Annotated in this window: 18 protein-coding genes and 1 tRNA gene; 14 read left to right on the forward strand and 5 right to left on the reverse strand. The window is 64.4% G+C overall.

Annotated elements, in window-relative coordinates; genetic code table 11:
• Positions 1-277 precede the first annotated feature (277 nt).
• The 3 genes from M3A49_RS30325 (at position 278) to M3A49_RS30335 (ending at position 3,204) form a co-directional block, all read left to right on the forward strand.
• Positions 278-1,342, forward strand: a complete 1,065-nt coding sequence (locus tag M3A49_RS30325) for a glycosyltransferase family 4 protein (RefSeq protein ID WP_254354917.1) — start codon at positions 278-280, stop codon at positions 1,340-1,342.
• Positions 1,343-1,676: 334 nt separating this feature from the next.
• Positions 1,677-2,648 carry a hypothetical protein gene (locus M3A49_RS30330; protein WP_266232261.1) on the forward strand — a complete coding sequence of 324 codons (972 nt, stop codon included), beginning with the start codon at positions 1,677-1,679 and terminating at the stop codon, positions 2,646-2,648.
• A gap of 91 nt (positions 2,649-2,739) precedes the next feature.
• Complete coding sequence (locus M3A49_RS30335) at positions 2,740-3,204, forward strand: DUF2214 family protein (protein ID WP_254354915.1); 465 nt, start codon at positions 2,740-2,742, stop codon at positions 3,202-3,204.
• Positions 3,205-3,366: 162 nt separating this feature from the next.
• On the opposite strand, the gene M3A49_RS30340 is transcribed toward M3A49_RS30335, so the two are convergent.
• The 4 genes from M3A49_RS30340 to M3A49_RS30355 form a co-directional block, all read right to left on the reverse strand.
• Positions 3,367-3,441: transfer RNA gene (locus tag M3A49_RS30340), tRNA-Val, on the reverse strand.
• Between the two features lie 49 nt (positions 3,442-3,490).
• Complete coding sequence (dnaQ, locus tag M3A49_RS30345; RefSeq protein ID WP_266232262.1) at positions 3,491-4,237, reverse strand: DNA polymerase III subunit epsilon; 747 nt, start codon at positions 4,235-4,237, stop codon at positions 3,491-3,493.
• A gap of 58 nt (positions 4,238-4,295) precedes the next feature.
• Entirely contained in the window at positions 4,296-4,745 is a 450-nt protein-coding gene (rnhA, locus tag M3A49_RS30350; protein ID WP_028206655.1) for a ribonuclease HI, read from the reverse strand.
• Positions 4,742-5,635: a class I SAM-dependent methyltransferase gene (locus M3A49_RS30355; RefSeq protein ID WP_266232263.1), complete on the reverse strand. Its 894-nt coding sequence runs from the start codon at positions 5,633-5,635 to the stop codon at positions 4,742-4,744. Before M3A49_RS30355 ends, rnhA begins: the two co-directional genes overlap by 4 nt.
• A 20-nt stretch (positions 5,636-5,655) precedes the next feature.
• On the opposite strand from M3A49_RS30355, the gene gloB reads away from it, so the two are divergent.
• The 6 genes from gloB (at position 5,656) to M3A49_RS30385 (ending at position 14,672) form a co-directional block, all read left to right on the forward strand.
• The gene (gene gloB / locus M3A49_RS30360) at positions 5,656-6,492 is read left to right on the forward strand and encodes a hydroxyacylglutathione hydrolase (RefSeq protein ID WP_266232264.1); all 837 of its coding nucleotides are present in this window, start codon (positions 5,656-5,658) and stop codon (positions 6,490-6,492) included.
• 154 nt (positions 6,493-6,646) lie between these two features.
• Positions 6,647-8,290, forward strand: coding sequence for a transglycosylase SLT domain-containing protein (locus tag M3A49_RS30365; protein ID WP_266232265.1), 1,644 nt, complete (start codon positions 6,647-6,649; stop codon positions 8,288-8,290).
• A gap of 611 nt (positions 8,291-8,901) precedes the next feature.
• Positions 8,902-10,041, forward strand: coding sequence for a glutamine-hydrolyzing carbamoyl-phosphate synthase small subunit (gene carA, locus M3A49_RS30370; protein WP_266232267.1), 1,140 nt, complete (start codon positions 8,902-8,904; stop codon positions 10,039-10,041).
• A 132-nt stretch (positions 10,042-10,173) separates the two neighbouring features.
• Entirely contained in the window at positions 10,174-13,428 is a 3,255-nt protein-coding gene (carB, locus tag M3A49_RS30375; protein ID WP_266232268.1) for a carbamoyl-phosphate synthase large subunit, read from the forward strand.
• A gap of 218 nt (positions 13,429-13,646) precedes the next feature.
• Positions 13,647-14,123, forward strand: coding sequence for a transcription elongation factor GreA (gene greA / locus M3A49_RS30380; protein WP_028206648.1), 477 nt, complete (start codon positions 13,647-13,649; stop codon positions 14,121-14,123).
• An 87-nt stretch (positions 14,124-14,210) separates the two neighbouring features.
• Positions 14,211-14,672, forward strand: a complete 462-nt coding sequence (locus M3A49_RS30385; protein ID WP_051481780.1) for a DUF4149 domain-containing protein — start codon at positions 14,211-14,213, stop codon at positions 14,670-14,672.
• 56 nt (positions 14,673-14,728) lie between these two features.
• On the opposite strand, the gene M3A49_RS30390 is transcribed toward M3A49_RS30385, so the two are convergent.
• Entirely contained in the window at positions 14,729-15,274 is a 546-nt protein-coding gene (locus M3A49_RS30390; RefSeq protein ID WP_028206646.1) for a YhbY family RNA-binding protein, read from the reverse strand.
• A gap of 273 nt (positions 15,275-15,547) precedes the next feature.
• On the opposite strand from M3A49_RS30390, the gene M3A49_RS30395 reads away from it, so the two are divergent.
• From M3A49_RS30395 to pstS, 5 genes are all read left to right on the forward strand, one after another.
• The gene (locus M3A49_RS30395) at positions 15,548-16,210 is read left to right on the forward strand and encodes an RlmE family RNA methyltransferase (protein WP_266232269.1); all 663 of its coding nucleotides are present in this window, start codon (positions 15,548-15,550) and stop codon (positions 16,208-16,210) included.
• Between the two features lie 192 nt (positions 16,211-16,402).
• A complete protein-coding gene (ftsH, locus tag M3A49_RS30400; RefSeq protein ID WP_266232270.1) occupies positions 16,403-18,289 on the forward strand; it encodes an ATP-dependent zinc metalloprotease FtsH in 1,887 nt (628 codons plus the stop codon).
• Between the two features lie 197 nt (positions 18,290-18,486).
• Positions 18,487-19,314, forward strand: coding sequence for a dihydropteroate synthase (gene folP, locus M3A49_RS30405; protein WP_266232282.1), 828 nt, complete (start codon positions 18,487-18,489; stop codon positions 19,312-19,314).
• A gap of 100 nt (positions 19,315-19,414) precedes the next feature.
• Positions 19,415-20,767, forward strand: a complete 1,353-nt coding sequence (glmM, locus tag M3A49_RS30410) for a phosphoglucosamine mutase (RefSeq protein WP_266232271.1) — start codon at positions 19,415-19,417, stop codon at positions 20,765-20,767.
• Between the two features lie 413 nt (positions 20,768-21,180).
• Positions 21,181-21,742, forward strand: a 562-nt coding sequence (pstS, locus tag M3A49_RS30415; protein WP_266232272.1) for a phosphate ABC transporter substrate-binding protein PstS, incomplete at its 3' end; no start/stop codon positions are given.

The raw sequence follows: 21,742 nt of genomic DNA on the forward strand, positions 1-21,742 counted from the left end.
ACCCTGGACCGGGATAATGCCGACTCGGACGGCGTAGGGAATTTGACAGCTTCTGTGTCAACGGCCGCGAACCCTGCGCGTTTACCGCCTGAACCGCCGCGTGTGCGCTCTCTTGCCGCTTCACAACTGCGTCGGGTCTGTGTCCGGATTTCCGGCGCGGTTAGCGGTACGGAACGCCTGTAAGGCACGTGGCGACAAGGATGCCGCAGCCTGCATAGGTCGATTGTCAAATTTGCAGTCTATTGCCCGATTTATTACGAGGAAGGAGTTCACCACTATGCGAATCGCTCAAATCGCTCCGTTGCACGAGGCGGTTCCTCCCAAGCTGTACGGCGGCACGGAACGGGTGGTCTCCTACCTGACCGAAGCACTGGTCGAGCAGGGCCACGATGTCACGCTGTTCGCCAGCGGCGATTCGATCACCTCGGCAAAGCTCGAAGCGTTCTGGCCGCAGGCACTGCGCCTCGACCCCACGATTCGCGACGTGATGGCTCCACACATGCTGCTGCTCGAAGAAGTTCGCCGCCGCGCGGACGAGTTCGACGTGCTGCACTTCCACATCGACTACTACCCGTTCTCGCTGTTCCAGCGCCAGCCGGTGCCGTTCGTCACGACCATGCACGGCCGTCTGGACCTGCCGGAACTGCAGCCGGTGTTCAGCGCGTTCAACGACGTGCCGGTAGTTTCGATCTCGGACAACCAGCGCATTCCGCTGCAGCAAGCCAACTGGCAGCAGACCGTGTACCACGGCCTGCCGGAAGACGTGCTCACGCCGATTCCGAACGTCGAGCCCGGCTACCTCGCATTCCTCGGCCGCGTCTCGCCGGAGAAGGGCCTTGACCGCGCGATTCGCATCGCCGGCCAGGCGGGCATGAAGCTCAAGGTCGCCGCCAAGATCGACAAGGCCGACCGCGCCTATTACGAAGAAGTCATCAAGCCGCTGATGGCGTTGCCGCATGTCGAGTACATCGGCGAAATCGGCGAGCACGAAAAGCGCGAGTTCCTCGGCAATGCGCGTGCCCTGGTGTTCCCGATCGACTGGCCGGAGCCCTTCGGCCTCGTCATGATCGAAGCCATGGCCTGCGGTACGCCGGTCATCGCGTTCAAGCGCGGTTCGGTGCCGGAAGTCATCGAGAACAGCGTGTCGGGCTTCGTCGTGGAAGACGAAATCAGCGCAGTCGCGGCGGTCAAGCGTCTGTCGACGCTGCCGCGCGAGAAAGTGCGCGCCGCGTTCGAGGCACGCTTCTCGTCGAAGGTAATGGCACGCAACTACGTGGCCGTGTACGAAGAACTGCTGCGCCAGAAGCAACGCACCGTGCTGCGCGAAGTCAACGCCGGCTAAGGTATGTACTGAAAACGGACGCGCTGCGGCGCGCCGGTTTTCCCGCTGTTCCCCAACGCCCCGGTGCAATGCACCGGGGCGTTGTCACATTCGCGGCGGCGGTGGGTGAGGCGCACGCTCAATGTCCCTATAATGGCCGTGCCGTAGAATCCGCGGCGCCCACGAAAGCGTGCTTTGCATGGGACCAGAGTAACGTGCCAAAGCGCGAACTCTGGTCGACAGCTTTGCATGGGACCGGAGTAAGACGCTGAAGCATCAACTCCGGTCGACAGCTATGCATGGGACCAGAGTAAGACGCTGAAGCGTCAACTCTGGTCGACAGAGGAGAATACCCTTGGCCAGAACCCGACCGACGCCCACGGCCACCGTACCCGGTGCCGGGACGCTTTTCGCGCTGCGCGCGATCGGGCTCGTGATCCTCGCGCGCTGGCTGCACTCCATGGCGCAAATGAACTTCGCCGCCGCGCTGGAAGGCATGGCGTCGTCGCCGGCGGCGAGCCTGAATCTCATCTTCCTGTTTCTGCTGATCGTGCTGCCGGGCGCCAGGGCGCGCGTCGAGCGGCCGTTTCACCCGCTGCCGCAGTGGCTGCGCCAGGCGCTGCGCTTTTTCGGCGTGCTCGGCTTTTTGTTCGCGATCGGCTCGATCGGCGTGTTCGTGTGGACCGCCGGCTGGCGGCGCACCTTCCACGCCGTGGCCGACACCAACGGCTGGCTCGTTGCCGCGCCCGCGCTCTATGCCGCCGTGGCCTGGATCTGCCGCCCGCGCGCGCTCTGGCGCAGCAACTTCGCGGCGCGGCGCTTCGCGATCGGCCGCTTCGCCGTTTCGATCGATGCTGCGACGCGCACGACGGTCGTCTGGCAGGAGAGCCGCAAGGTCGGTCAGTACGATGCCCGCGAGCTGTCGGTGCGCTGGCTCTCCGGTGCGCCGCAGGGCGAGGCGGTTGCGTCCGCACCCGCGCGCTTGCCCGCGCCGGTGCAGACCGACGATCCCGCGCCCGCGGCTGGCGTTGCCGAACTGGTTGCCGCTGCGGATTCCGCGGATTCCGGGGATTCCATTGCAGCGCTGGGGGCCGGCCAGTCTGCGGCCACGCCCGAGCCGGGCTCCCCGGCTGCGCAGCGGGCGGCATCGGCCCCCTCTGCTGCGGCGCCTGCGGGTAAGCCCGCGCGCCGCGCAAAGATCGAATTGCTCTGGGATTCGCCCGCTGCGGCGGGCCACAACCGTCAGACTGTGTTTCGCGTAGGGCTCGCCTCCGAAGGCGACCGCACGGCTGCACGCGCCCTCGACGCCGCGCTCAAGCAGGTCTGACGGCCGGCAGGCCGGACGCATTGCGCGACGTCTGCGCTCGAGCCGCTTTACCATTGCTTGCCGTTCCTGTCGTCCACCGGAAGGAGTTGCAATGCTGATACGCTGGTTGCTCGCCGCCGTTCATCTGCTCGCCTTCGGCTTCGCGCTCGCTTCGATCCTGCGGCGCACGCGCGGCCTGCGCCGCTGTACGTCCACCGAAGACCTGCCGATGATCTTCAGCGCCGACAACGGCTGGGGCGGCTCCGCGGTCGTCCTGATCGTGACTGGCGCCATGCGTGCATTCGGCGGTTTCGAGAAGGGCGCTGAGTACTACATCCATGAACCGCTCTTTCTCGTGAAGATGGCTGCGCTCGTGCTGATCCTTCTGCTCGAAATCGCACCCATGATGGCGCTGCTGCGCTGGCGCCTCGCGGCGCGGCGCGGCGACGTGCCGGATCTCACCGGCGCGCCGAAATACGCACGCATCGGCAGATGGCAGACGCTTTTGCTCGTCGTGATGGTGTTCGCGGCCACGGGCATGGCGCGCGGCATCGGTCTCGATACCGGCGGCGAGTAGGGCGCGCGCGATCGCCTTCGATTGTTTGATTCGGATTGCTTACAGTGGAACGCGCCGACCGGACATTTCGCGCAAAGTCGAATCCCAAAGCAAAAGGCCTCGTTGCTTTCGCAACGAGGCCTTTTATTCTTCGGTGTTTGTCGTTACCAACACCAGGAATTCTGGTGGGTAGTACTGGGATCGAACCAGTGACCCCTGCCGTGTGAAGGCAGTGCTCTACCGCTGAGCTAACCACCCGAAGAGATTAAGATTATGCAGGGTGTTTTCGATCTTGTAAAGCCCTTTTTTAAGCATTTTGCGCATCGGCCGCATTGGATTCGGTGGGAGCCGGCTCGGTGCGCCACACTGACGTCCCTTTGATCGCCTTGTCGAGACCATCGAGCACGGCGTTGTGTTCGGCGATTTCTTCGTCGCTCGCCATGATCACCGGCAGATCGATCGACTCGAGCTGGATGCGCGGCGCGGCGGCCGCACCGGGCGCGGCGTGCTCGCCCAGCATGTCGATGACGAGGCTTTCCTGGCCGCGCGTCATCGCGAGGTACACCTCGGCGAGCAGTTCCGAGTCGAGCAGCGCGCCGTGCAGGGTGCGGTGCGCGTTGCTGATGCCGAAACGATCGCACAGAGCGTCGAGCGAGTTGCGCTTGCCGGGGAAGATCTGCTTGGCCTGCACGAGCGTGTCGATCACTTCGCCGCAGTGCTCCTTGAACCCCGGCTTGCCGAGCAGCGCGAGTTCGGCGTCGAGAAAGCCGATGTCGAACGGCGCGTTGTGGATGATGATGTCCGCTTCGCGAATGAAGTCGAGGATCTCGTCCGCGACTTCGGCGAACTTCGGCTTGTCGGAGAGAAACTCGGTCGTGAGGCCGTGCACGGCGAGTGCGCCCGGGTCGCTGTCGCGCTCCGGGTTCACGTAGAAGTGCAGGTTGTTGCCCGTAAGCCGGCGGTTCACCAGCTCGACGCAGCCGATTTCGATGATGCGATCGCCCGTGCGGGCGTTCAGGCCGGTGGTTTCAGTATCGAGAATGATCTGGCGCATGTCTTGTAAAGCGTGAAAGCGTGGGGCAGCCGCGAAGCGGTCCTGCAAAGCAGCGGTCTCAGAGTTCGGCGAGCGTGGCGACGCCGCGGTTCGCGAGCGCGTCGGCGCGCTCGTTCTCCGGGTGGCCGGAGTGGCCCTTCACCCAGCGCCACTCGATCTCGTGCTGGCCGACGAGCGAGTCCAGACGCTTCCAGAGGTCGTCGTTCTTGACCGGCGTTTTGGCGGCCGTCATCCAGTTCTTCTTCTTCCAGCCGTGAATCCACTCGCTGATGCCTTTTTGCACGTACTGCGAGTCGGTGTGCACGATCACCTTGCACGGGCGCTTGAGCGCGTCGAGTGCGGCGATCACCGCCATCAGCTCCATGCGGTTGTTGGTCGTGCCGGCCTCGCCGCCGAACAGTTCTTTTTCCTGCGCGCCGAAGCGCAGCAGCGCGCCCCAGCCGCCGGGGCCGGGGTTGCCCTTGCAGGCGCCGTCCGTGAAGATTTCGACGAAGTCGGGTGTGCTCATGAGTCCTTGTTGCGTGTTGGGGAAGGGGTAGTCGCCGCGGGCTTCAGGCTCGCGGCCAGCACCGGCTTCTTGACCTTCAGTGGGCCGACGAGGCGCATGCCGCGCACGCGCTTGATCGCCGTCACCATATAGATAGCGCCGAAAATCGGCCACCAGCGGTCGCCGGCGGCTTCCATGAAGCCGTAGCGGCCGAGCCACTGGTCGGTCGCGAGCGGCGGACGATAGCAGCCGAAGCGCCCGCGTTCAAGCTCGAAGCCAAGCAGCTTGATCCAGTCTTTCAGGCGCGTGAAGGCGATCAGGTCCTGGCGCGCGGGCAGGAACGGATGGCCGGTCAGCTTGCCGGCCGACTGGCGCGCGCCCCACAGCGAAAGCGAGTTGAACCCGACGATCAGCAGTTGCCCTTCGGGCATCAGCACACGTTCGGCTTCGCGCAGCAGACGATGCGGGTCGCTCGTGAATTCGAGCGTGTGCGGCATCACGATGAGGTCGACGCTCTGCGCCTCGAACGGCAGATCGAGATAGTCGCACCAGACAGTGCTGCGGCCCGCGGGCGCGTGAAGCAACGCGCCGCCGCCCGCAGTCGGGGTGCGGTCTGGTGTTGCGCCGCCCGCGTCGGGCGACGTTTGCCCGCCGTTCGGGTGCGCATGGGCCGACGCGCCGGGTACGGAGTAGGGGGCGCTGGCGGCACTGGCGGCGTCGAGCACGAGGCCGCGGCACGACATGCGGTTCTCGCGCAGGGCGTCCAGCTGCGGCAGGCCGAGCTGCAGCGCATGGTAGCCGAATATGTTCGACACCACGCGGTCGAGCTGCTCCTGCTCCCAGCCGAGCACATACCTGCCAGCGGGCGAGGCGGTCCAGGCGGGCCAGTCTATAATCAATCGGTCAGACATGTCGAAGAATACGTCGCCCCATGAAGAGTCCGCTTGAGTACGCGCGTTCGAGCGATGCGTGCGCCTACGAGTACGTACCGGTTCCGGCTTTTGAAGACAATTACATCTGGGTCGTCTCGGACGGCCAGAATGCCGTTGCCGTCGATCCGGGCGACGCCGCTCCGGTTCGCGCGTACCTCGCGAAGCGCGGCTGGCGGCTCGTCGCTATTTTACTCACCCATCACCACAACGACCATGTCGGCGGTGTGGCGGACCTGCTCGCCGACGCTCGCGTGCCCGTATATGGCCCGGCCGGCGAGGCGCTCGGCCCGCTCGACGCGTTCGTCACGCGCGTGAAGGGTGGCGACGCCGTCCATCTGGAGGCGCCCGCGCTCGACCTGACGGTGCTTGACGTGCCGGGCCACACGCGTGGCCACATTGCGTATTTCCAGGCAGCGGATGCCGCCGGCACGCCGCACGTGTTCTGCGGCGACACGCTGTTTGCTTGCGGCTGCGGCCGCCTCTTCGAGGGTACGCCCGCGCAGATGCTCGACTCGCTCGACGCGCTCGCGGCGCTGCCCGGCAATACCCATGTGCATTGCGCACACGAGTACACGTTGTCGAACATTCGCTTCGCGCTCGCCTGCGATCCAGAGAACGCCGATCTGCGCGACTGGAGCCGCGAGGCGGCGGCGCTGCGCGAGCGCGGCGTACCGACGCTGCCCACGACGATCGCCCACGAGCGCGCCGTCAATCCTTTCCTGCGTGCGGGCGATGCGGCGGTGCAAGCTGCGCTCACCGAGGCGCTGCACGAATCGGTGCCGGACCGGCTGGCGGCTTTCGCCATGATGCGTGAATGGAAGAATCGGTTCCGCTGACCCAGCCGGGTCAGGGGGCATGCTCAACCCAATCGTATGGAATCACGCCCAAGCTGCGGATTTCATGGCTTTTTTCCCATTAATTCCGATTGACGGAAACGGACGCGTTCCGTACTATCGGCTGCAAATTCCAGCCATGCGGATGTAGATTTTCATGCGATTCATTATCAGTGCGCTGCTGGTCCTCATGCTTGCCGCCTGTGCGAGCGGGGGACCGTCTGCGAGTTCTCAAGCACCAGCCAACGCCCAGGCCAACGCCGACCTCATTCGTAAGACCTCCGCCGCGAAAGAAACCATTAACGTCGATCAAGGCTCCGTCGATCAGTTGACGAGCCCCGACGCCGACCTCTGGGCGCGCATTCGCCGCGGCTTCCAGATGCCCGACCTGCAGAGCGACCTCGTCGACATGAACGCCAACTGGTACGCTCAGCGGCCGGACTACGTCGCGCGCATGACCGAGCGTTCGCAGAAGTACCTCTATCACATCGTCGAAGAGCTCGAGGCGCGTCACATGCCTACCGAGCTCGCGCTGCTGCCGTTCATCGAGTCCGCTTACAATCCGCAGGCGCTGTCGGTCGCGAAGGCCGCCGGCATGTGGCAGTTCGTGCCGGGCACGGGCCGCACCTACAACCTCAAGCAGAACATGTGGCAGGACGAGCGCCGCGACGTCCTGGCCTCGACGAGCGCAGCGCTCGACTATCTCTCGCGCTTGCACGACATGTTCGGCGACTGGTATCTCGCGCTGGCCGCCTACAACTGGGGCGAGGGCAACGTGCAGCGCGCCATCGCGCGCAACGAGGCGGCGGGCTTGCCGACCGACTACCAAAGCCTGCGCATGCCCAGCGAAACACGTAACTACGTGCCGAAGCTGCAGGCGGTCAAGAACATCGTGATGAACCCGCAGCAGTACGGGCTCGCGCTGCCGTCCATTCCGAACCACCCGTATTTCGTGACGGTCACGACCTCGCACGACATCGACGTGGACGTCGCCGCCAAGCTCGCAAACATGACGACCGACGAGTTCCGCTCGCTCAACCCGTCGTTCAAGAAACCCGTGATTCTCGGCGCGACCGATCCGCAGATCCTGCTGCCGTTCGACAACGCGAGCGCGTTCGAGCGCAACCTGAAGGCCTATTCCGGCCAGCTTTCGTCGTGGACCGTCTACACGACCGATTCGCGCGCCACGCCGGCGGCGATCGCGCAAAAGATCGGCGTGGACGCCGACACGCTGATGTCGGTGAACAAGATTCCGGCGGGCATGCGCCTGAAGGCGGGCTCGACGCTCGTGGTGCCGCGCACCGACGACGGCGACGACGAGGACATCAGCGCCGACGTGGCGGAAAGCGCCGTGCTGGCCATGGAGCCGGACGTGCCCGACACGCGCAAGATGCTGATCCGCGTACGCCGCAAGCAGTCGATGGAAGCAGTGGCGAACCGCTACGGCGTGTCGCTCGGCCAGTTGAAGGCGTGGAACAAGACCCGTCGCGACTACGTCGCGCCGGGCCAGGTGCTGGTTTTGCACGTGCCGGTCAACAAGGCGATGCCGAGCGAGCCTGGGCCGGAGCGTCTGGCAACGAACGTTTCTGGCGGTGGCGTGCAGCGAATTGGCACCCGCGTTGCAGACACCGGGTCGAAGTCGCGATACGATAAGAAGCACGGTCGCGCGCGCACCGAGGTTGTCAAGGTTTCCGAACCTGTCAAGGCCAGGACGGTCAGCGCTGCGCCCACCAAGGCGTCGAAGGGTGCGGCGAGCCGCCCGAAGGCCGAAACCCACACGCAGAAGCACCATACAAAATAGCGGCTGGCGAAGGGTGCTCCAACATGCGTTGCGGGGGCAGCGCATGGTATTTCGCTCCGATCACTTTTCCGTTTTTGTTGTGTTTGACGCCGTCACCCCGCCAGGTGGCGGCGTTTTCATTGGCGGGTGCCAAAAATAGAGGGCGCGAATAGGGCGCGAATAGGGGGCGACTACGGGCGGCGCCGGGCGGGCGACGCTTGCCGCCGCGCCCCTGCCCGCTATAGTGGAAAGGGCCGCGCACCGGGCTGCGAGCACGCTCCCCCGTCGCCAGCGTCATCCTGAAATTTGAAGGAAAGGTGACTTTCGCGCTATAATTTCAAGGTTTGAGCTTATCAACCCGCACCCTAGCGCCTACCTCCTCCCATCCGTTCATCCGCCGCCCGCGCTTCATCGTCAACTGGCCGGCTGCCGCCCGATCCTGCGTCACAAACGCGCGCTCGTGGCCCGGCGCCACAACGGTCGACCACACGAAGAGGTCGCGCAAGCGAGCGAGCCGCGCGCGCATCCTGATCCTCACAGAAAAGGATGCCGACGCCGCAGCCGCTCCCAGGTCGCAAGATCGCAACGTCGGATAACAGGTCGGCACAGGGTGCTCCCCCAAGGAGTCTCCCGTGTTGCCGTCATTCTCTCCCGCTCTGCTCGCGCTCGCCGACGGCACGGTCTTTCGTGGTTACTCGATCGGCGCGCCGGGTCATACGATCGGTGAAGTCGTGTTCAACACGGCTATCACCGGCTATCAGGAAATCCTGACTGACCCGAGCTACGCTCGCCAGATCGTCACCCTCACGTATCCGCATATCGGCAACGTCGGCGTCAACGCCGAAGACGTCGAAGCCACGAAAGTCCATGCCGCCGGTCTGATCATCCGCGACCTGCCCGTGCTCGCCTCGAACTTCCGCATGGAACGCACGCTCGGCCAATATCTGAAGGACGAAGGCGTAGTCGCCATCGCCGGCATCGATACGCGCAAGCTTACGCGTATCCTGCGCGACAAGGGCGCGCAGAACGGCGCGATCCTCGCAGGCTCCGACGACGAAGCAAAGGCCATCGAACTCGCGTGCTCGTTCCCGGGCCTCGCGGGCATGGACCTCGCCAAGGTCGTGTCGACCCAGAAGCCGTATCAGTGGAACACCACGGAATGGCGTCTGGGCGAAGGCTACCGCACGCAATCGGCGCCGAAATACAAGGTCGTGGCGTTCGACTACGGCGTGAAGCAGAACATCCTGCGCATGCTGGCCGAGCGCGGCTGCGACGTCACGGTGCTGCCGGCGCAAGCTACGGCTGAAGACGCCTTCGCACTGAACCCGGACGGCGTGTTCCTCTCGAACGGCCCCGGCGACCCGGAACCGTGCGACTACGCGATCAAGGCGACGCAAGCCTTCATCGAGCGCGGCATCCCGACCTTCGGCATCTGCCTCGGCCATCAGATCATGGGTCTCGCCGTGGGCGCGAAGACCATGAAGATGAAGACGGGCCACCACGGCGCGAACCATCCGGTGAAGGATCTCGGCGACGGCCGCGTCGTCATCACGTCGCAGAACCACGGCTTCGCGGTGGACGCCGCGACGCTCCCCGCGAACACGCGCGTCACGCACGTTTCGCTGTTCGACGGCACGCTGCAAGGCTTCGAGCTGACCGATAAGCCCGCGTTCTGCTTCCAGGGGCACCCGGAAGCATCGCCGGGTCCGCAGGACATCGGCTATCTGTTCGACCGCTTCACGGCGCTGATGGACAAGGCGAAGGCGGCGTAAGCGCCGCATCGAGCGAAAGCGCAGAGCAGGGTGCGCAGCGAGCCGGTCTGAAGAACGGCCCACGCGCGCACCCGGGCGGCAGGCAGTCAGCCGCCAGACGTAAAAGACACAGGAATATTTAGCGAGAGCGTTATGCCCAAGCGGACAGACATCAAGAGCATTCTCATCATCGGCGCGGGTCCGATCATCATCGGCCAGGCGTGCGAGTTCGACTATTCGGGCGCGCAGGCATGCAAGGCGCTGCGTGAAGAAGGCTACAAGGTCATCCTCGTCAACAGCAATCCGGCGACGATCATGACCGACCCGAACACGGCCGACGTCACCTACATCGAGCCGATCACGTGGGAAGTGGTGGAGCGCATCATCGAAAAGGAGCGCCCCGACGCGATCCTGCCGACGATGGGCGGCCAGACCGCGCTGAACTGCGCGCTCGACCTGCATCATCACGGCGTGCTGAAGAAGTACAACGTCGAGCTGATCGGCGCTTCGCCGGAAGCCATCGACAAGGCCGAAGACCGCCAGAAGTTCAAGGACGCGATGACCAGGATCGGTCTCGGTTCGGCGAAGTCGGGCGTCGCGCACTCGATGGAAGAGGCGCTCAAGGTGCAAGGCGAAATCGCCGAAGCCACCGGCTCGGGCGGCTACCCGGTCGTGATCCGTCCGTCGTTCACGCTCGGCGGTTCGGGCGGCGGCATTGCCTACAACCGTGAAGAGTTCGAAGAGATCTGCAAGCGCGGTCTCGACCTCTCGCCCACGCGCGAACTGCTGATCGAAGAGTCGCTGCTCGGCTGGAAGGAATACGAGATGGAAGTGGTCCGCGACAAGGCGGATAACTGCATCATCGTCTGCTCGATCGAAAACCTCGACCCGATGGGCATCCACACCGGCGACTCGATCACGGTCGCGCCGGCGCAAACGCTCACCGACAAGGAATACCAGATCCTGCGCGACGCCTCGCTGGCGGTGCTACGGGAGATCGGCGTGGATACGGGCGGCTCGAACGTCCAGTTCTCGATCGACCCGCGCACGGGCCGCATGATCGTGATCGAAATGAATCCGCGCGTGTCGCGTTCCTCGGCGCTGGCCTCGAAGGCCACGGGCTTCCCGATCGCCAAGGTCGCCGCCAAGCTGGCCGTGGGCTACACGCTCGACGAGCTCAAGAACGAAATCACAGGCGGTCAGACGCCGGCTTCGTTCGAGCCGACCATCGACTACGTCGTCACCAAGATTCCGCGTTTCGCGTTCGAGAAGTTCCGCGAAGCCGACCCGCGCCTCACCACGCAGATGAAGTCGGTGGGCGAAGTCATGGCGATCGGCCGCACGTTCCAGGAGTCGTTCCAGAAGGCGCTGCGCGGCCTCGAAGTCGGCGTGGACGGTCTGGACGAAAAGACCACGAGCCGCGACGAGATCATCCGTGAGATCGGCGAAGCCGGTCCGGACCGCATCTGGTACGTGGGCGACGCGTTCCGCGTGGGCATGACGCGCGAAGAGATCTTCGAAGAAACCGCGATCGACCCGTGGTTCCTCGCGCAGATCGAGGAAATCATCAAGAAGGAAGAGGCCGCCCGCGGCCGCACGCTCGCAAGCCTCTCGAAGGACGAGCTGCGTTACCTGAAGCAAAGCGGTTTCTCAGATCGCCGTCTCGCGAAGCTGCTCGGCAGCAACGCCACGGACGTGCGCCGCCGTCGTATCGAACTGAACGTGCGCCCGGTCTACAAGCGCGTGGACACCTGCGCGGCCGAGTTCGCCACGAAGACCGCCTACATGTACTCGACCTATGAGGAAGAGTGCGAGGCGAACCCGACCACCAACAAGAAGATCATGGTGCTGGGCGGCGGCCCGAACCGGATCGGCCAGGGTATCGAGTTCGACTACTGCTGCGTGCACGCCGCGCTCGCCATGCGCGAAGACGGCTACGAAACGATCATGGTCAACTGCAACCCCGAGACCGTTTCGACCGACTACGACACGTCCGACCGCCTGTACTTCGAGCCGCTCACGCTCGAAGACGTGCTCGAAGTCGTGGATCTGGAAAAGCCGGTTGGCGTGATCGTGCAGTACGGCGGCCAGACGCCGCTGAAGCTCGCGCTCGACCTCGAGGCGAACGGCGTGCCTATCGTCGGCACGTCGCCGGACATGATCGACGCCGCAGAAGACCGCGAGCGCTTCCAGAAGCTGCTGCAGGAGCTGAACCTGCGCCAGCCGCCGAACCGCACCGCGCGCGCCGAAGACGAAGCGCTCAAGCTCGCCGACGAAATCGGCTACCCGCTCGTCGTGCGTCCGTCGTACGTGCTGGGCGGCCGCGCCATGGAAATCGTCCACGAGCCGCGCGACCTCGAGCGCTACATGCGCGAGGCCGTGAAGGTGTCGAACGACTCGCCGGTGCTGCTCGACCGCTTCCTGAACGACGCGATCGAATGCGACGTGGACTGCATCTCCGATGGCGAAGCCGTGTTCATCGGCGGCGTGATGGAGCACATCGAGCAAGCGGGCGTGCACTCGGGCGACTCGGCCTGCTCGCTGCCCCCGTACTCGCTCTCGCAGGAAACGGTTGCCGAACTCAAGCGTCAAACGGCCGCGATGGCGAAGGCGCTGAACGTGGTCGGGCTGATGAACGTGCAGTTCGCGATCCAGCAGGTGCCGCAGGATGACGGTTCGAAGAAGGACATCATCTACGTGCTGGAAGTGAACCCGCGCGCTTCGCGTACCGTGCCGTACGTCTCGAAGGCGACCAGCCTGCCGCTCGCGAAAATCGCGGCGCGCGCCATGGTCGGCCAGAAGCTGGCGCAGCAGGGCGTGACGAAGGAAGTCGTGCCGCCGTACTTCAGCGTGAAGGAAGCAGTGTTCCCGTTCGTCAAGTTCCCGACCGTCGATCCGGTGCTCGGACCGGAAATGCGCTCCACGGGCGAAGTGATGGGCGTGGGCAAGACCTTCGGCGAAGCGCTGTTCAAGTCGCAACTCGCAGCGGGCTCGCGCCTGCCGGAGTCGGGCACCGTCTTCATCACGGTGATGGACGCCGACAAGCCCAAGGCCGTGGAAGTCGCGCGCATGCTGCACGAACTCGGCTACCCGATCGTCGCCACGCGCGGCACGGCTGCCGCGATCGAGGCGGCCGGCGTGCCGGTGAAGGTCGTGAACAAGGTGAAGGACGGCCGTCCGCACATCGTCGACATGATCAAGAATGGCGAGATTTCGCTCGTCTTCACGACCGTCGACGAAACCCGCTCGGCGATCGCGGATTCGCGTTCGATCCGCATGAGCGCGCAGGCCAACAAGGTCACCTACTACACGACGATGTCGGGCGCACGCGCGGCCGTCGAGGGTCTGCGCTACCTGAAGAACCTGGAAGTCTATGATTTACAAGGCCTCCATGCTCGCCTAAACTAAGGCTTCAATTGTCTGTCTAACGTCGACGAGGCAGGCTAAAAAAGCTGAATGTGCCGCGGTTAAGCGGCGTCCCAACAGGGTTTTCAGGCTGCGCCAGACTGCGCGGCCGCCCTCGCGGGATGCACTTAACCGCGGAATTTTTTTTATGGCCGCAACGTGCGCGACAAGCGTGCGTGGCGCGGTCTCCTTTAGGCCCTTTTGGGCCGTACGAGTTGTTTATGAGCACGATTCCCTTGACCAAGCGCGGTGCAGACCAACTCCGCGGAGAGTTGCAGCGCCTGAAATCCGTCGAGCGTCCGGCGGTCATCAATTCGATCGCGGAAGCGCGTGCGCAGGGCGATCTGTCGGAAAACGCGGAATACGACGCCGCAAAGGAAAAGCAGGGCTTCATCGAAGGCCGCATCGCCGAGATCGAGTCGAAGCTGGCGGCCGCGCAGATCATCGACCCGGCCACGCTCGAAGCGGACGGCCGCGTGGTGTTCGGCTCGACCGTGGATCTCGAAGACCTCGATTCGGGCAAGACCGTGACCTACCAGATCGTCGGCGACGACGAAGCCGACCTCGAGCACGGCCTGATCTCGGTCAGCTCGCCCATCGCGCGCGCGCTGATCGGCAAGTCCGAAGGCGATGTCGCCCAGGTGCAGGCCCCCAGCGGCGTGCGCGAGTACGAGGTCATCGAGGTTCGCTACGTCTGAGGGCGCATCGACGTGAGTACTGCAAGCCACGTGGGTTCCGCCACTCCCGTTTCGCTCGTTCCGCACCGGCTCTTCGGGCTGCTGGCCATGCTGTGGGTCGGCAGCCAGCTGACCATCGGCTATGCGGTCGCGCCCGTCCTGTTCGCGTCGCTCGAAAGGGTGGTGGCCGGCGAACTCGCCGCGCAGCTGTTTCGCCTTGAAGGCCTGATCGGCGTGGTGTGCGGCGTGTTGATGCTTGGGCTGTCGAGCGTGCTCGCGCGCCGCGGCGCGTTGGGCTATCGCCGGCTGCGCTGGATTCTGGCCGCCATGCTGCTGTGCGTGCTGATCGGCTATTTCGCGCTGCAGCCGTTCATGAACGCGTTGCGCGTTCAAGCGATGAGCGCGGGCATGGATGTGGCCAGTTCGCCGTATGCGAGCCGCTTCGGCTTGCTGCATGGCGTGTCGAGCCTGTTCTATCTCGTGCAGAGCCTGCTGGGTGCATGGCTTGTCTGGCTGCTGCCTTCGGCGCGCGGCATGCTGCCACGGCACATGGAAACCGCTCCGCGCTGAAAGCGACCTGAAGCCGAGTCAGGCGAAAAAAAGCGCGGCTCGAAGGCCGCGCATTTTTACTTCGAACCCTGGTGGGCCCGCTTGGAGCTGGTTTGGCGCTTCTTGGCGCGCTTGATGTTGCCGCCTTGCGTGACGCGCTCGTTGCCCTTGACCGTCACCTTTTGCGCCTTCGGCTTGCGCATGGGGTTGTCGCTCGCCTTGACGACCTTGACGGTGCGCGGCGCGGCGCCGCGCTTGCCCGCTTCACGCGCGCTCGGTACGTCGGCAGACGGGCGCGACACGGTGCCGCGGGCGCCGGCGCGCGCGGTCGTGGCCTTCGCCTTGGCTTCCTCGGGCTTGTAGATGACGAGCAGCTTGCCGATGTGCTGGATCGGGGCGGCGCCAAGGCGGTCGCAGATCTCTTCGTAGATCGCGAGGCGCTCTTCGCGCTCGTCGCCGAACACGCGCACCTTGATGAGTTGGTGCGCGGCCAGGTGAACCTTGATTTCCTTAAGGACGGCGTCGGTCAGTCCCTCGGCGCCGATGAGCACCACCGGTTTGAGCGCGTGAGCCTGGGAGCGCAGCTCGGAGCGCTGTTCGGCGGAAAGAGTGAGGGCGGGCATGGGATGTGGCAGACTCGACTAAAATGACGGCGCCGCGCGGGTCGACAGGTATGAATTGACAACCTGGGCAGACGTGAGTGCGGTCCGCGAATAGCGGGCCGCCAGCGGGCAAAGCGCGTCGGAACAACGGAAAACCGTGGAGAACGGCAGGGCGCGGGCAAAAAACGCCGGCGGAGCAACGAACATCCGGCCAGGCGGGCCGCGACGGCCGCACGAATAAAACGCGTATTATCCGCTAAAAGCGCGGAATCACGCAGCAAGAGTTCATCTTTAATGGCAAAAAATCGCTTCAATCAGTCGTGGCTGCACGACCATATCAACGACCCGTACGTGAAAATGGCGCAGCGGGAAGGCTATCGCGCCCGCGCCGCGTACAAGCTCAAGGAAATCGACGAGCAGGACAAGCTGATCCACCCCGGCATGGTGATCGTGGACCTCGGCGCCGCACCCGGCAGCTGGAGCCAGTACGCCCGCAACAAGCTCGCGCAAAGCACGAAGCGCGACGACCAACGACAGGGTGGGATCGACGGCACGATCATCGCGCTCGATCTCCTGCCGATGGAGCCCATCTCCGACGTGCAGTTCCTGCAGGGCGACTTCCGCGAGGACGACGTACTCACGCAACTGGAAGAATTGCTGGGTGGCCGCCCGGTCGATCTTGTAATTTCGGACATGGCGCCCAATCTCTCGGGGGTCGCGTCGGCCGACGCGGCGCGCATCGAGCACGTGTGCGACCTCGCGCTCGAGTTTTCGCAGAATCATCTGAAACCCGATGGAGCCCTCTTAGTCAAATGCTTCCACGGCAGCGGTTACAGTCAGATCGTCGAGAAGTTCAAGCAGCAGTTCAAGGTCGTGGCGGCGCGCAAACCGAAGGCTTCGCGTGATAAATCGTCCGAAACGTTTATATTGGGTAAACATCTGAAGCGTCCCTGTTAAACGGGGCATGATTGCCGTGCAAAAGGCGCAATCTGGTCGCAAAATGACCCCGAGAGGCGGTCAGGACAAGGCGCTCGGGCTATTCCTGCGGTAGCGAAACGTTATGGCAGGGGTCCGTGTACTGGATTAGAATGCTTTGGTGGTGTCGCAAGGCAAATGTAGGCGCCCATCTATGAGTGAAGGAGTGGTGCTTTGAACAACAACATGTTTTCGAAGGCAGCAGTGTGGCTGGTAATCGCACTGGTGCTGTTTACGGTGTTCAAGCAGTTCGACAAGCCCCGTGTCCAGGAAGGCGTTTCCTATTCGCAGTTCATGGACGACGCGAAGAACGGCAAGGTCAAGACTGTCGTGGTGCAGGGGCGGAACCTCACGGTCACTCCGGCAGATGGCCAGAAATACCAGATCGTCTCCCCAGGCGACATCTGGATGGTCGGCGACCTGATGAAATATGGCGTGCAGGTGAGCGGCAAGGCTGACGAAGAGCCGAACGCGCTCGTTTCCGCGCTGTACTACCTCGGGCCAACCATACTCATCATCGTGTTCTGGTTCTACATGATGAGACAGATGCAGGGGGGCGGCAAAGGCGGGGCGTTTTCCTTTGGTAAATCGCGCGCCCGCTTGATCGACGAGAACAACAACGCGGTCAACTTCTCCGACGTCGCGGGCTGCGACGAAGCGAAGGAAGAAGTGTCCGAACTCGTCGACTTCCTGCGCGATCCGCAAAAATTCCAGAAGCTGGGCGGGCGTATCCCGCGCGGCGTGCTGCTCGTTGGCCCTCCGGGTACGGGTAAGACGCTGCTTGCGCGCGCCATTGCCGGCGAAGCGAAGGTGCCGTTCTTCAGCATCTCGGGTTCGGACTTCGTCGAAATGTTCGTCGGCGTGGGGGCGGCCCGCGTGCGCGATATGTTCGAGCAGGCCAAGAAGCATGCGCCGTGTATCGTGTTCATCGACGAAATCGACGCGGTCGGCCGCCATCGTGGCGCCGGCATGGGCGGTGGCAACGACGAGCGCGAGCAGACGCTGAACCAGATGCTGGTCGAGATGGACGGCTTCGAGGCGAACTCAGGCGTCATCGTGATCGCGGCAACCAACCGTTCGGACGTGCTGGACAAGGCATTGCTGCGTCCGGGCCGTTTCGACCGCCAGGTGTATGTGGGCCTGCCGGACATCCGCGGCCGTGAGCAGATCATGAAGGTGCACCTGCGCAAGGTGCCGATCGCCAACGACGTGGATGCAGCGGTGATCGCACGTGGCACGCCGGGCTTTTCGGGTGCTGACCTTGCGAACCTCGTGAACGAAGCCGCGCTCTTCGCGGCGCGCCGCGGCAAGCGCATTGTCGAAATGCAGGACTTCGAAGACGCGAAGGACAAGATCTTCATGGGTCCGGAGCGCAAGTCGGCGGTGATTCGTGAGGAAGCGAAGCGTGCCACGGCGTACCACGAGTCGGGTCACGCGGTCATCGCGAAGCTGCTGCCGAAGGCGGACCCGGTGCACAAGGTCACGATCATCCCGCGCGGCCGCGCGCTGGGTGTGACGTGGCAGCTGCCCGAGCACGACAACGAAACGTACTCGAAGGACTATCTGCTGGATCGTCTGGCCATTCTGTTCGGCGGCCGCGTGGCGGAAGAGCTGTTCATGAACCTGATCAGCACGGGCGCCTCGGACGACTTCAACAAGGCGACGCAAACGGCCCGCGCCATGGTTACACGCTTTGGCATGACCGACGCGCTCGGACCGATGGTCTACGCCGACGACGACAACGAAGCCTCCCCGTTCGGCAAGGGCTTCACGCGTGCGATCTCGGAAGCGACGCAGCAGAAGGTCGACGCGGAAATCCGCCGCGTGCTCGACGAGCAGTACAACCTTGCGAAGCGCCTGCTCGACGAGAACCGCGACAAGGTCGAAGCGATGACCGCCGCGCTCATGGAGTGGGAAACGATCGACGCCGACCAGATCAACGACATTATGGCCGGCCGTCCGCCGCGCTCGCCGAAGAGCACGCCGTCGCCGGGCGACGCGTCGTCGGGCGGCAGCACGGGCACCGAGGTCAAACCCGGTAGCGCCACTGCACCGGCGTGATCCTTATCGAGTAAAGTTGCGGGCCGGTGTGATGTTCACATCGGCCCGTTTTGCATTTCTGGCGTGCCGCTGTGCCGCCGCATCTCGTTACACATCTGACGTTTCTTGACGTGCCCAACATCTCCTCGCAAGCTAGTCTCCCACCTGAACCGCTCGTGTGCGGCCGCTTCACGCTGACGTTCGAGCGTCCGCTCGTCATGGGCATCCTCAACGCAACGCCCGACTCGTTTTCCGACGGCGGCCGCTATGTCGCGTTCGGCGACGCCTTGCGCCGCGCGGAGCAGATGATGCTCGACGGCGTCGATATCATCGACATTGGCGGTGAATCGACGCGGCCGGGCGCGCCGCCCGTGCCGCTCGACGAGGAGCTCGAACGCGTGATTCCGCTCGTGGAAAAGCTCAAGGGCGCGAACCTGCCGCTGTCGATCGACACGTACAAGCCCGAAGTCATGCGCGCGGCGCTCGCGGCAGGCGCCGACATGATCAACGACATCTGGGGATTTCGCATGCCCGGCGCGATCGAGGCCGTGCGCGAGAGCGACTGCGGGCTGTGTGTGATGCACATGCTAGGCGAGCCGCAGACGATGCAGCTGGGCGAGCCCGACTACGTGGACGTCGTGCGCGAGGTGCGCGAGTTTCTCGCCAAGCGTTGTGCCGAACTCGAAGCGGCGGGCGTGGCGAAGGCGCGCATCAGCGTGGATCCGGGCTTCGGCTTCGGCAAGTCGGTGGTCGAGCACAATTACGCGCTGCTCGCGCACCTGCCAGAGACGGCGCCCGAGGTTGCGGCAGGCGTCGCGCCGTATCCGATCCTGGCCGGCATGTCGCGCAAGTCGATGCTCGGCGCGCTAGTGAACCGGCCCGCGCCCGAACGCGTGGCGGCGAGCGTGGGGGCGGCCGTGTGTGCGGCAGAGCGCGGCGCGGCGATCATTCGCGTGCACGACGTTGCGCCGACCGTAGACGCACTCAAGATCTGGGTGGCGATGCGCGCCGCGCTGTCCGCCGGTACGCTGGACGCACAAGGCTGAGCCATTGCCCTGCAGAACGCTGGCAGGCGCGAAGTGCGCCGCAGCGGATCCGGGCGGCCACAATACAGGACAAAGCAGCACCAAACCGAGGGGTAGAAAGATGGGACGTCGTTATTTCGGAACTGATGGAGTGCGTGGCAAGGTCGGCGAGGCGCCAATCACGCCCGATTTCGTGCTTCGGCTAGGCTACGCCGCGGGCAAGGTGCTCGCGGGGTCGGCTGCGGCATCCGGGCCGCGCCCGTCTGTGCTGATCGGCAAGGACACACGTATCTCGGGCTACATGCTCGAAGCCTCCCTGGAAGCGGGGCTTTCGGCTGCGGGCATCGACGTGATGCTGGCGGGTCCGATGACGACGCCCGGCATCGCCTATCTCACGCGCGCGCTGCGGCTCGCCGCCGGCGTCGTGATCAGCGCGTCGCACAATCCCTACTACGACAACGGCATCAAGTTCTTCTCCGCCGACGGCAACAAGCTCCCTGACGAGGTGGAGACGCAGATCGAGGAGCAGCTCGAGCAGCCGCTCGCCTGCGCGCCGTCCGAGCAGCTTGGCCGTGCTCGCCGCCTGCACGACGCGGGCGGGCGCTACATCGAGTTCTGCAAGAGCACGTTCCCGCAGGCGTTCAATCTGCGCGGCCTGAAGCTCGTGATCGATTGCGCCAACGGTGCGGCTTATGACATTGCGCCGCACGTGTTCCACGAGCTGGGCGCGGACGTGATTCCGATCGGTGTGTCGCCGAACGGCTTCAACATCAACGACGGCGTGGGCGCGACCGCGCCTGACGCGCTCGTGCGCGCCGTGCGTGCGAATCACGCGGACCTCGGCATCGCGCTCGACGGCGACGCCGACCGTCTCCAGATCGTCGATGCACAGGGCCGCCTCTACAACGGCGACGAGCTGCTCTACGTGCTCGTGAAGGACCGCATCGCGACCGAAGGCAAGGTGGAAGGCGCAGTGGGCACGCTCATGACCAATCTCGCGGTGGAGCAGGCGCTCGAAGGCCTCGGCGTGCAGCTGGTGCGCGCGAACGTGGGCGACCGCTACGTGCTGGAGCAACTGCGCGAGCGCGGCTGGCAGCTCGGCGCGGAAGGCTCGGGCCACATTCTGTCGCTCGACCGCCACACGACAGGCGACGGCATCGTCTCGGCGCTGCTCGTGCTCGCGGCGATGAAGCGCAGCGGCAAGACGATCGCGCAACTCCTCGACGGCGTGAAACTGTTTCCGCAGAAGCTCATCAACGTGCGCATCGCGCAGGGCGCCGACTGGAAGGGCAACGCCGGGATCCAACAGTCGATCGCGTCCGCCGAGGCGGAATTGAAGGGACGGGGCCGTGTGCTGATCCGCGCTTCGGGCACGGAGCCGGTGCTGCGCGTGATGGTCGAGGCCCGCGAGGAGCGCGACACGGTGCATTACGCCGAGGCGATCGCCAGCGTGGTCACGCGTTCGATCGCGTGATCGCCGGCTATTAAGTCGCGCGACTGAGTCGCGCCAGCGGCCAACCAATGAGCACGACGTCGCGATCCGCCGTCGTGCTCATCTTTTTTTGCGATTTTTCGGCGTCACAACGGAAGCAGGCAAACGTTTAAAACAATCGCATAACGGTTTGCAAACCATTTTCGAGGAATTCCTCGAATTTTTCATCGGACCCCCGGACAGCCTTCGAACGTCCGCCTGGTGGGCGTTTCAGCCGCCGCAGCACGTGCAGGCCATGTTGCAGTCGCGCTTGCAAAATCGCCCAAATCGCATATCCCCGCGCCTTTCAGCCAGTAATCGAACTGTCACGTTCGCTTCATGAACCGTCACGGTACTGTCACAGAGACCCCCTAAGCTTCGCGGTGTCGTTCATCCGCTCACACACTGGAGGTCTCATGAAATTGATGCAAACCGCGCTCGCTGGCGTTGCTGGCGCGCTCTTCGCGATCGCAGCGCAGGCTGCTGACATCACCGGCGCGGGTAGCACCTTCGCAGCACCGATCTATACGAAATGGGCGGATGCCTATCAAAAGTCGGGCGGCGGCAAGGTCAACTACCAGGGCATTGGCTCGTCGGGCGGCATCAAGCAGATTCAAGCCAAGACCGTTGACTTCGCGGGCTCGGACGCTCCGCTGAAGGACGAGGATCTGGCCAAGGAAGGCCTGTTCCAGTTTCCGACGGTGGTCGGCGGCGTCGTGCCGGCGATCAACGTGCCGGGCGTGAAGCCGGGCGAGATCACCCTGTCGGGCCCGGTGCTCGGCGACATCTACCTCGGCAAGATCAAGAAGTGGAACGATCCGGCCATCGTCGCGCTGAACCCGAAGGTCAAGCTGCCTGATCTCGACATCGCCGTGGTCCGCCGCGCCGACGGCTCGGGCACCAGCTTCATCTGGACGAACTACCTCTCGAAGGTCAACCCCGAGTGGAAGAGCAAGGTCGGCGAAGGCACGACCGTGA

The sequence above is a fragment of the Paraburkholderia sp. CNPSo 3076 genome, from assembly GCF_026343935.1.
Classification (GTDB): domain Bacteria; phylum Pseudomonadota; class Gammaproteobacteria; order Burkholderiales; family Burkholderiaceae; genus Paraburkholderia; species Paraburkholderia nodosa.

Coding starts and splice junctions, on each gene's coding strand:
- M3A49_RS30390 (WP_028206646.1), bottom strand. CDS start 15,274: ATGCCCGCCCTCACTCTTTCCGCCGAACAGCGCTCCGAGCTGCGCTCC.
- carB (WP_266232268.1), top strand. CDS start 10,174: ATGCCCAAGCGGACAGACATCAAGAGCATTCTCATCATCGGCGCGGGT.
- gloB (WP_266232264.1), top strand. CDS start 5,656: ATGAAGAGTCCGCTTGAGTACGCGCGTTCGAGCGATGCGTGCGCCTAC.
- dnaQ (WP_266232262.1), bottom strand. CDS start 4,237: ATGCGCCAGATCATTCTCGATACTGAAACCACCGGCCTGAACGCCCGC.
- greA (WP_028206648.1), top strand. CDS start 13,647: ATGAGCACGATTCCCTTGACCAAGCGCGGTGCAGACCAACTCCGCGGA.
- M3A49_RS30385 (WP_051481780.1), top strand. CDS start 14,211: ATGCTGTGGGTCGGCAGCCAGCTGACCATCGGCTATGCGGTCGCGCCC.
- rnhA (WP_028206655.1), bottom strand. CDS start 4,745: ATGAGCACACCCGACTTCGTCGAAATCTTCACGGACGGCGCCTGCAAG.
- M3A49_RS30355 (WP_266232263.1), bottom strand. CDS start 5,635: ATGTCTGACCGATTGATTATAGACTGGCCCGCCTGGACCGCCTCGCCC.
- folP (WP_266232282.1), top strand. CDS start 18,487: ATGGGCATCCTCAACGCAACGCCCGACTCGTTTTCCGACGGCGGCCGC.
- M3A49_RS30325 (WP_254354917.1), top strand. CDS start 278: ATGCGAATCGCTCAAATCGCTCCGTTGCACGAGGCGGTTCCTCCCAAG.
- M3A49_RS30335 (WP_254354915.1), top strand. CDS start 2,740: ATGCTGATACGCTGGTTGCTCGCCGCCGTTCATCTGCTCGCCTTCGGC.
- M3A49_RS30365 (WP_266232265.1), top strand. CDS start 6,647: ATGCGATTCATTATCAGTGCGCTGCTGGTCCTCATGCTTGCCGCCTGT.
- glmM (WP_266232271.1), top strand. CDS start 19,415: ATGGGACGTCGTTATTTCGGAACTGATGGAGTGCGTGGCAAGGTCGGC.
- M3A49_RS30395 (WP_266232269.1), top strand. CDS start 15,548: ATGGCAAAAAATCGCTTCAATCAGTCGTGGCTGCACGACCATATCAAC.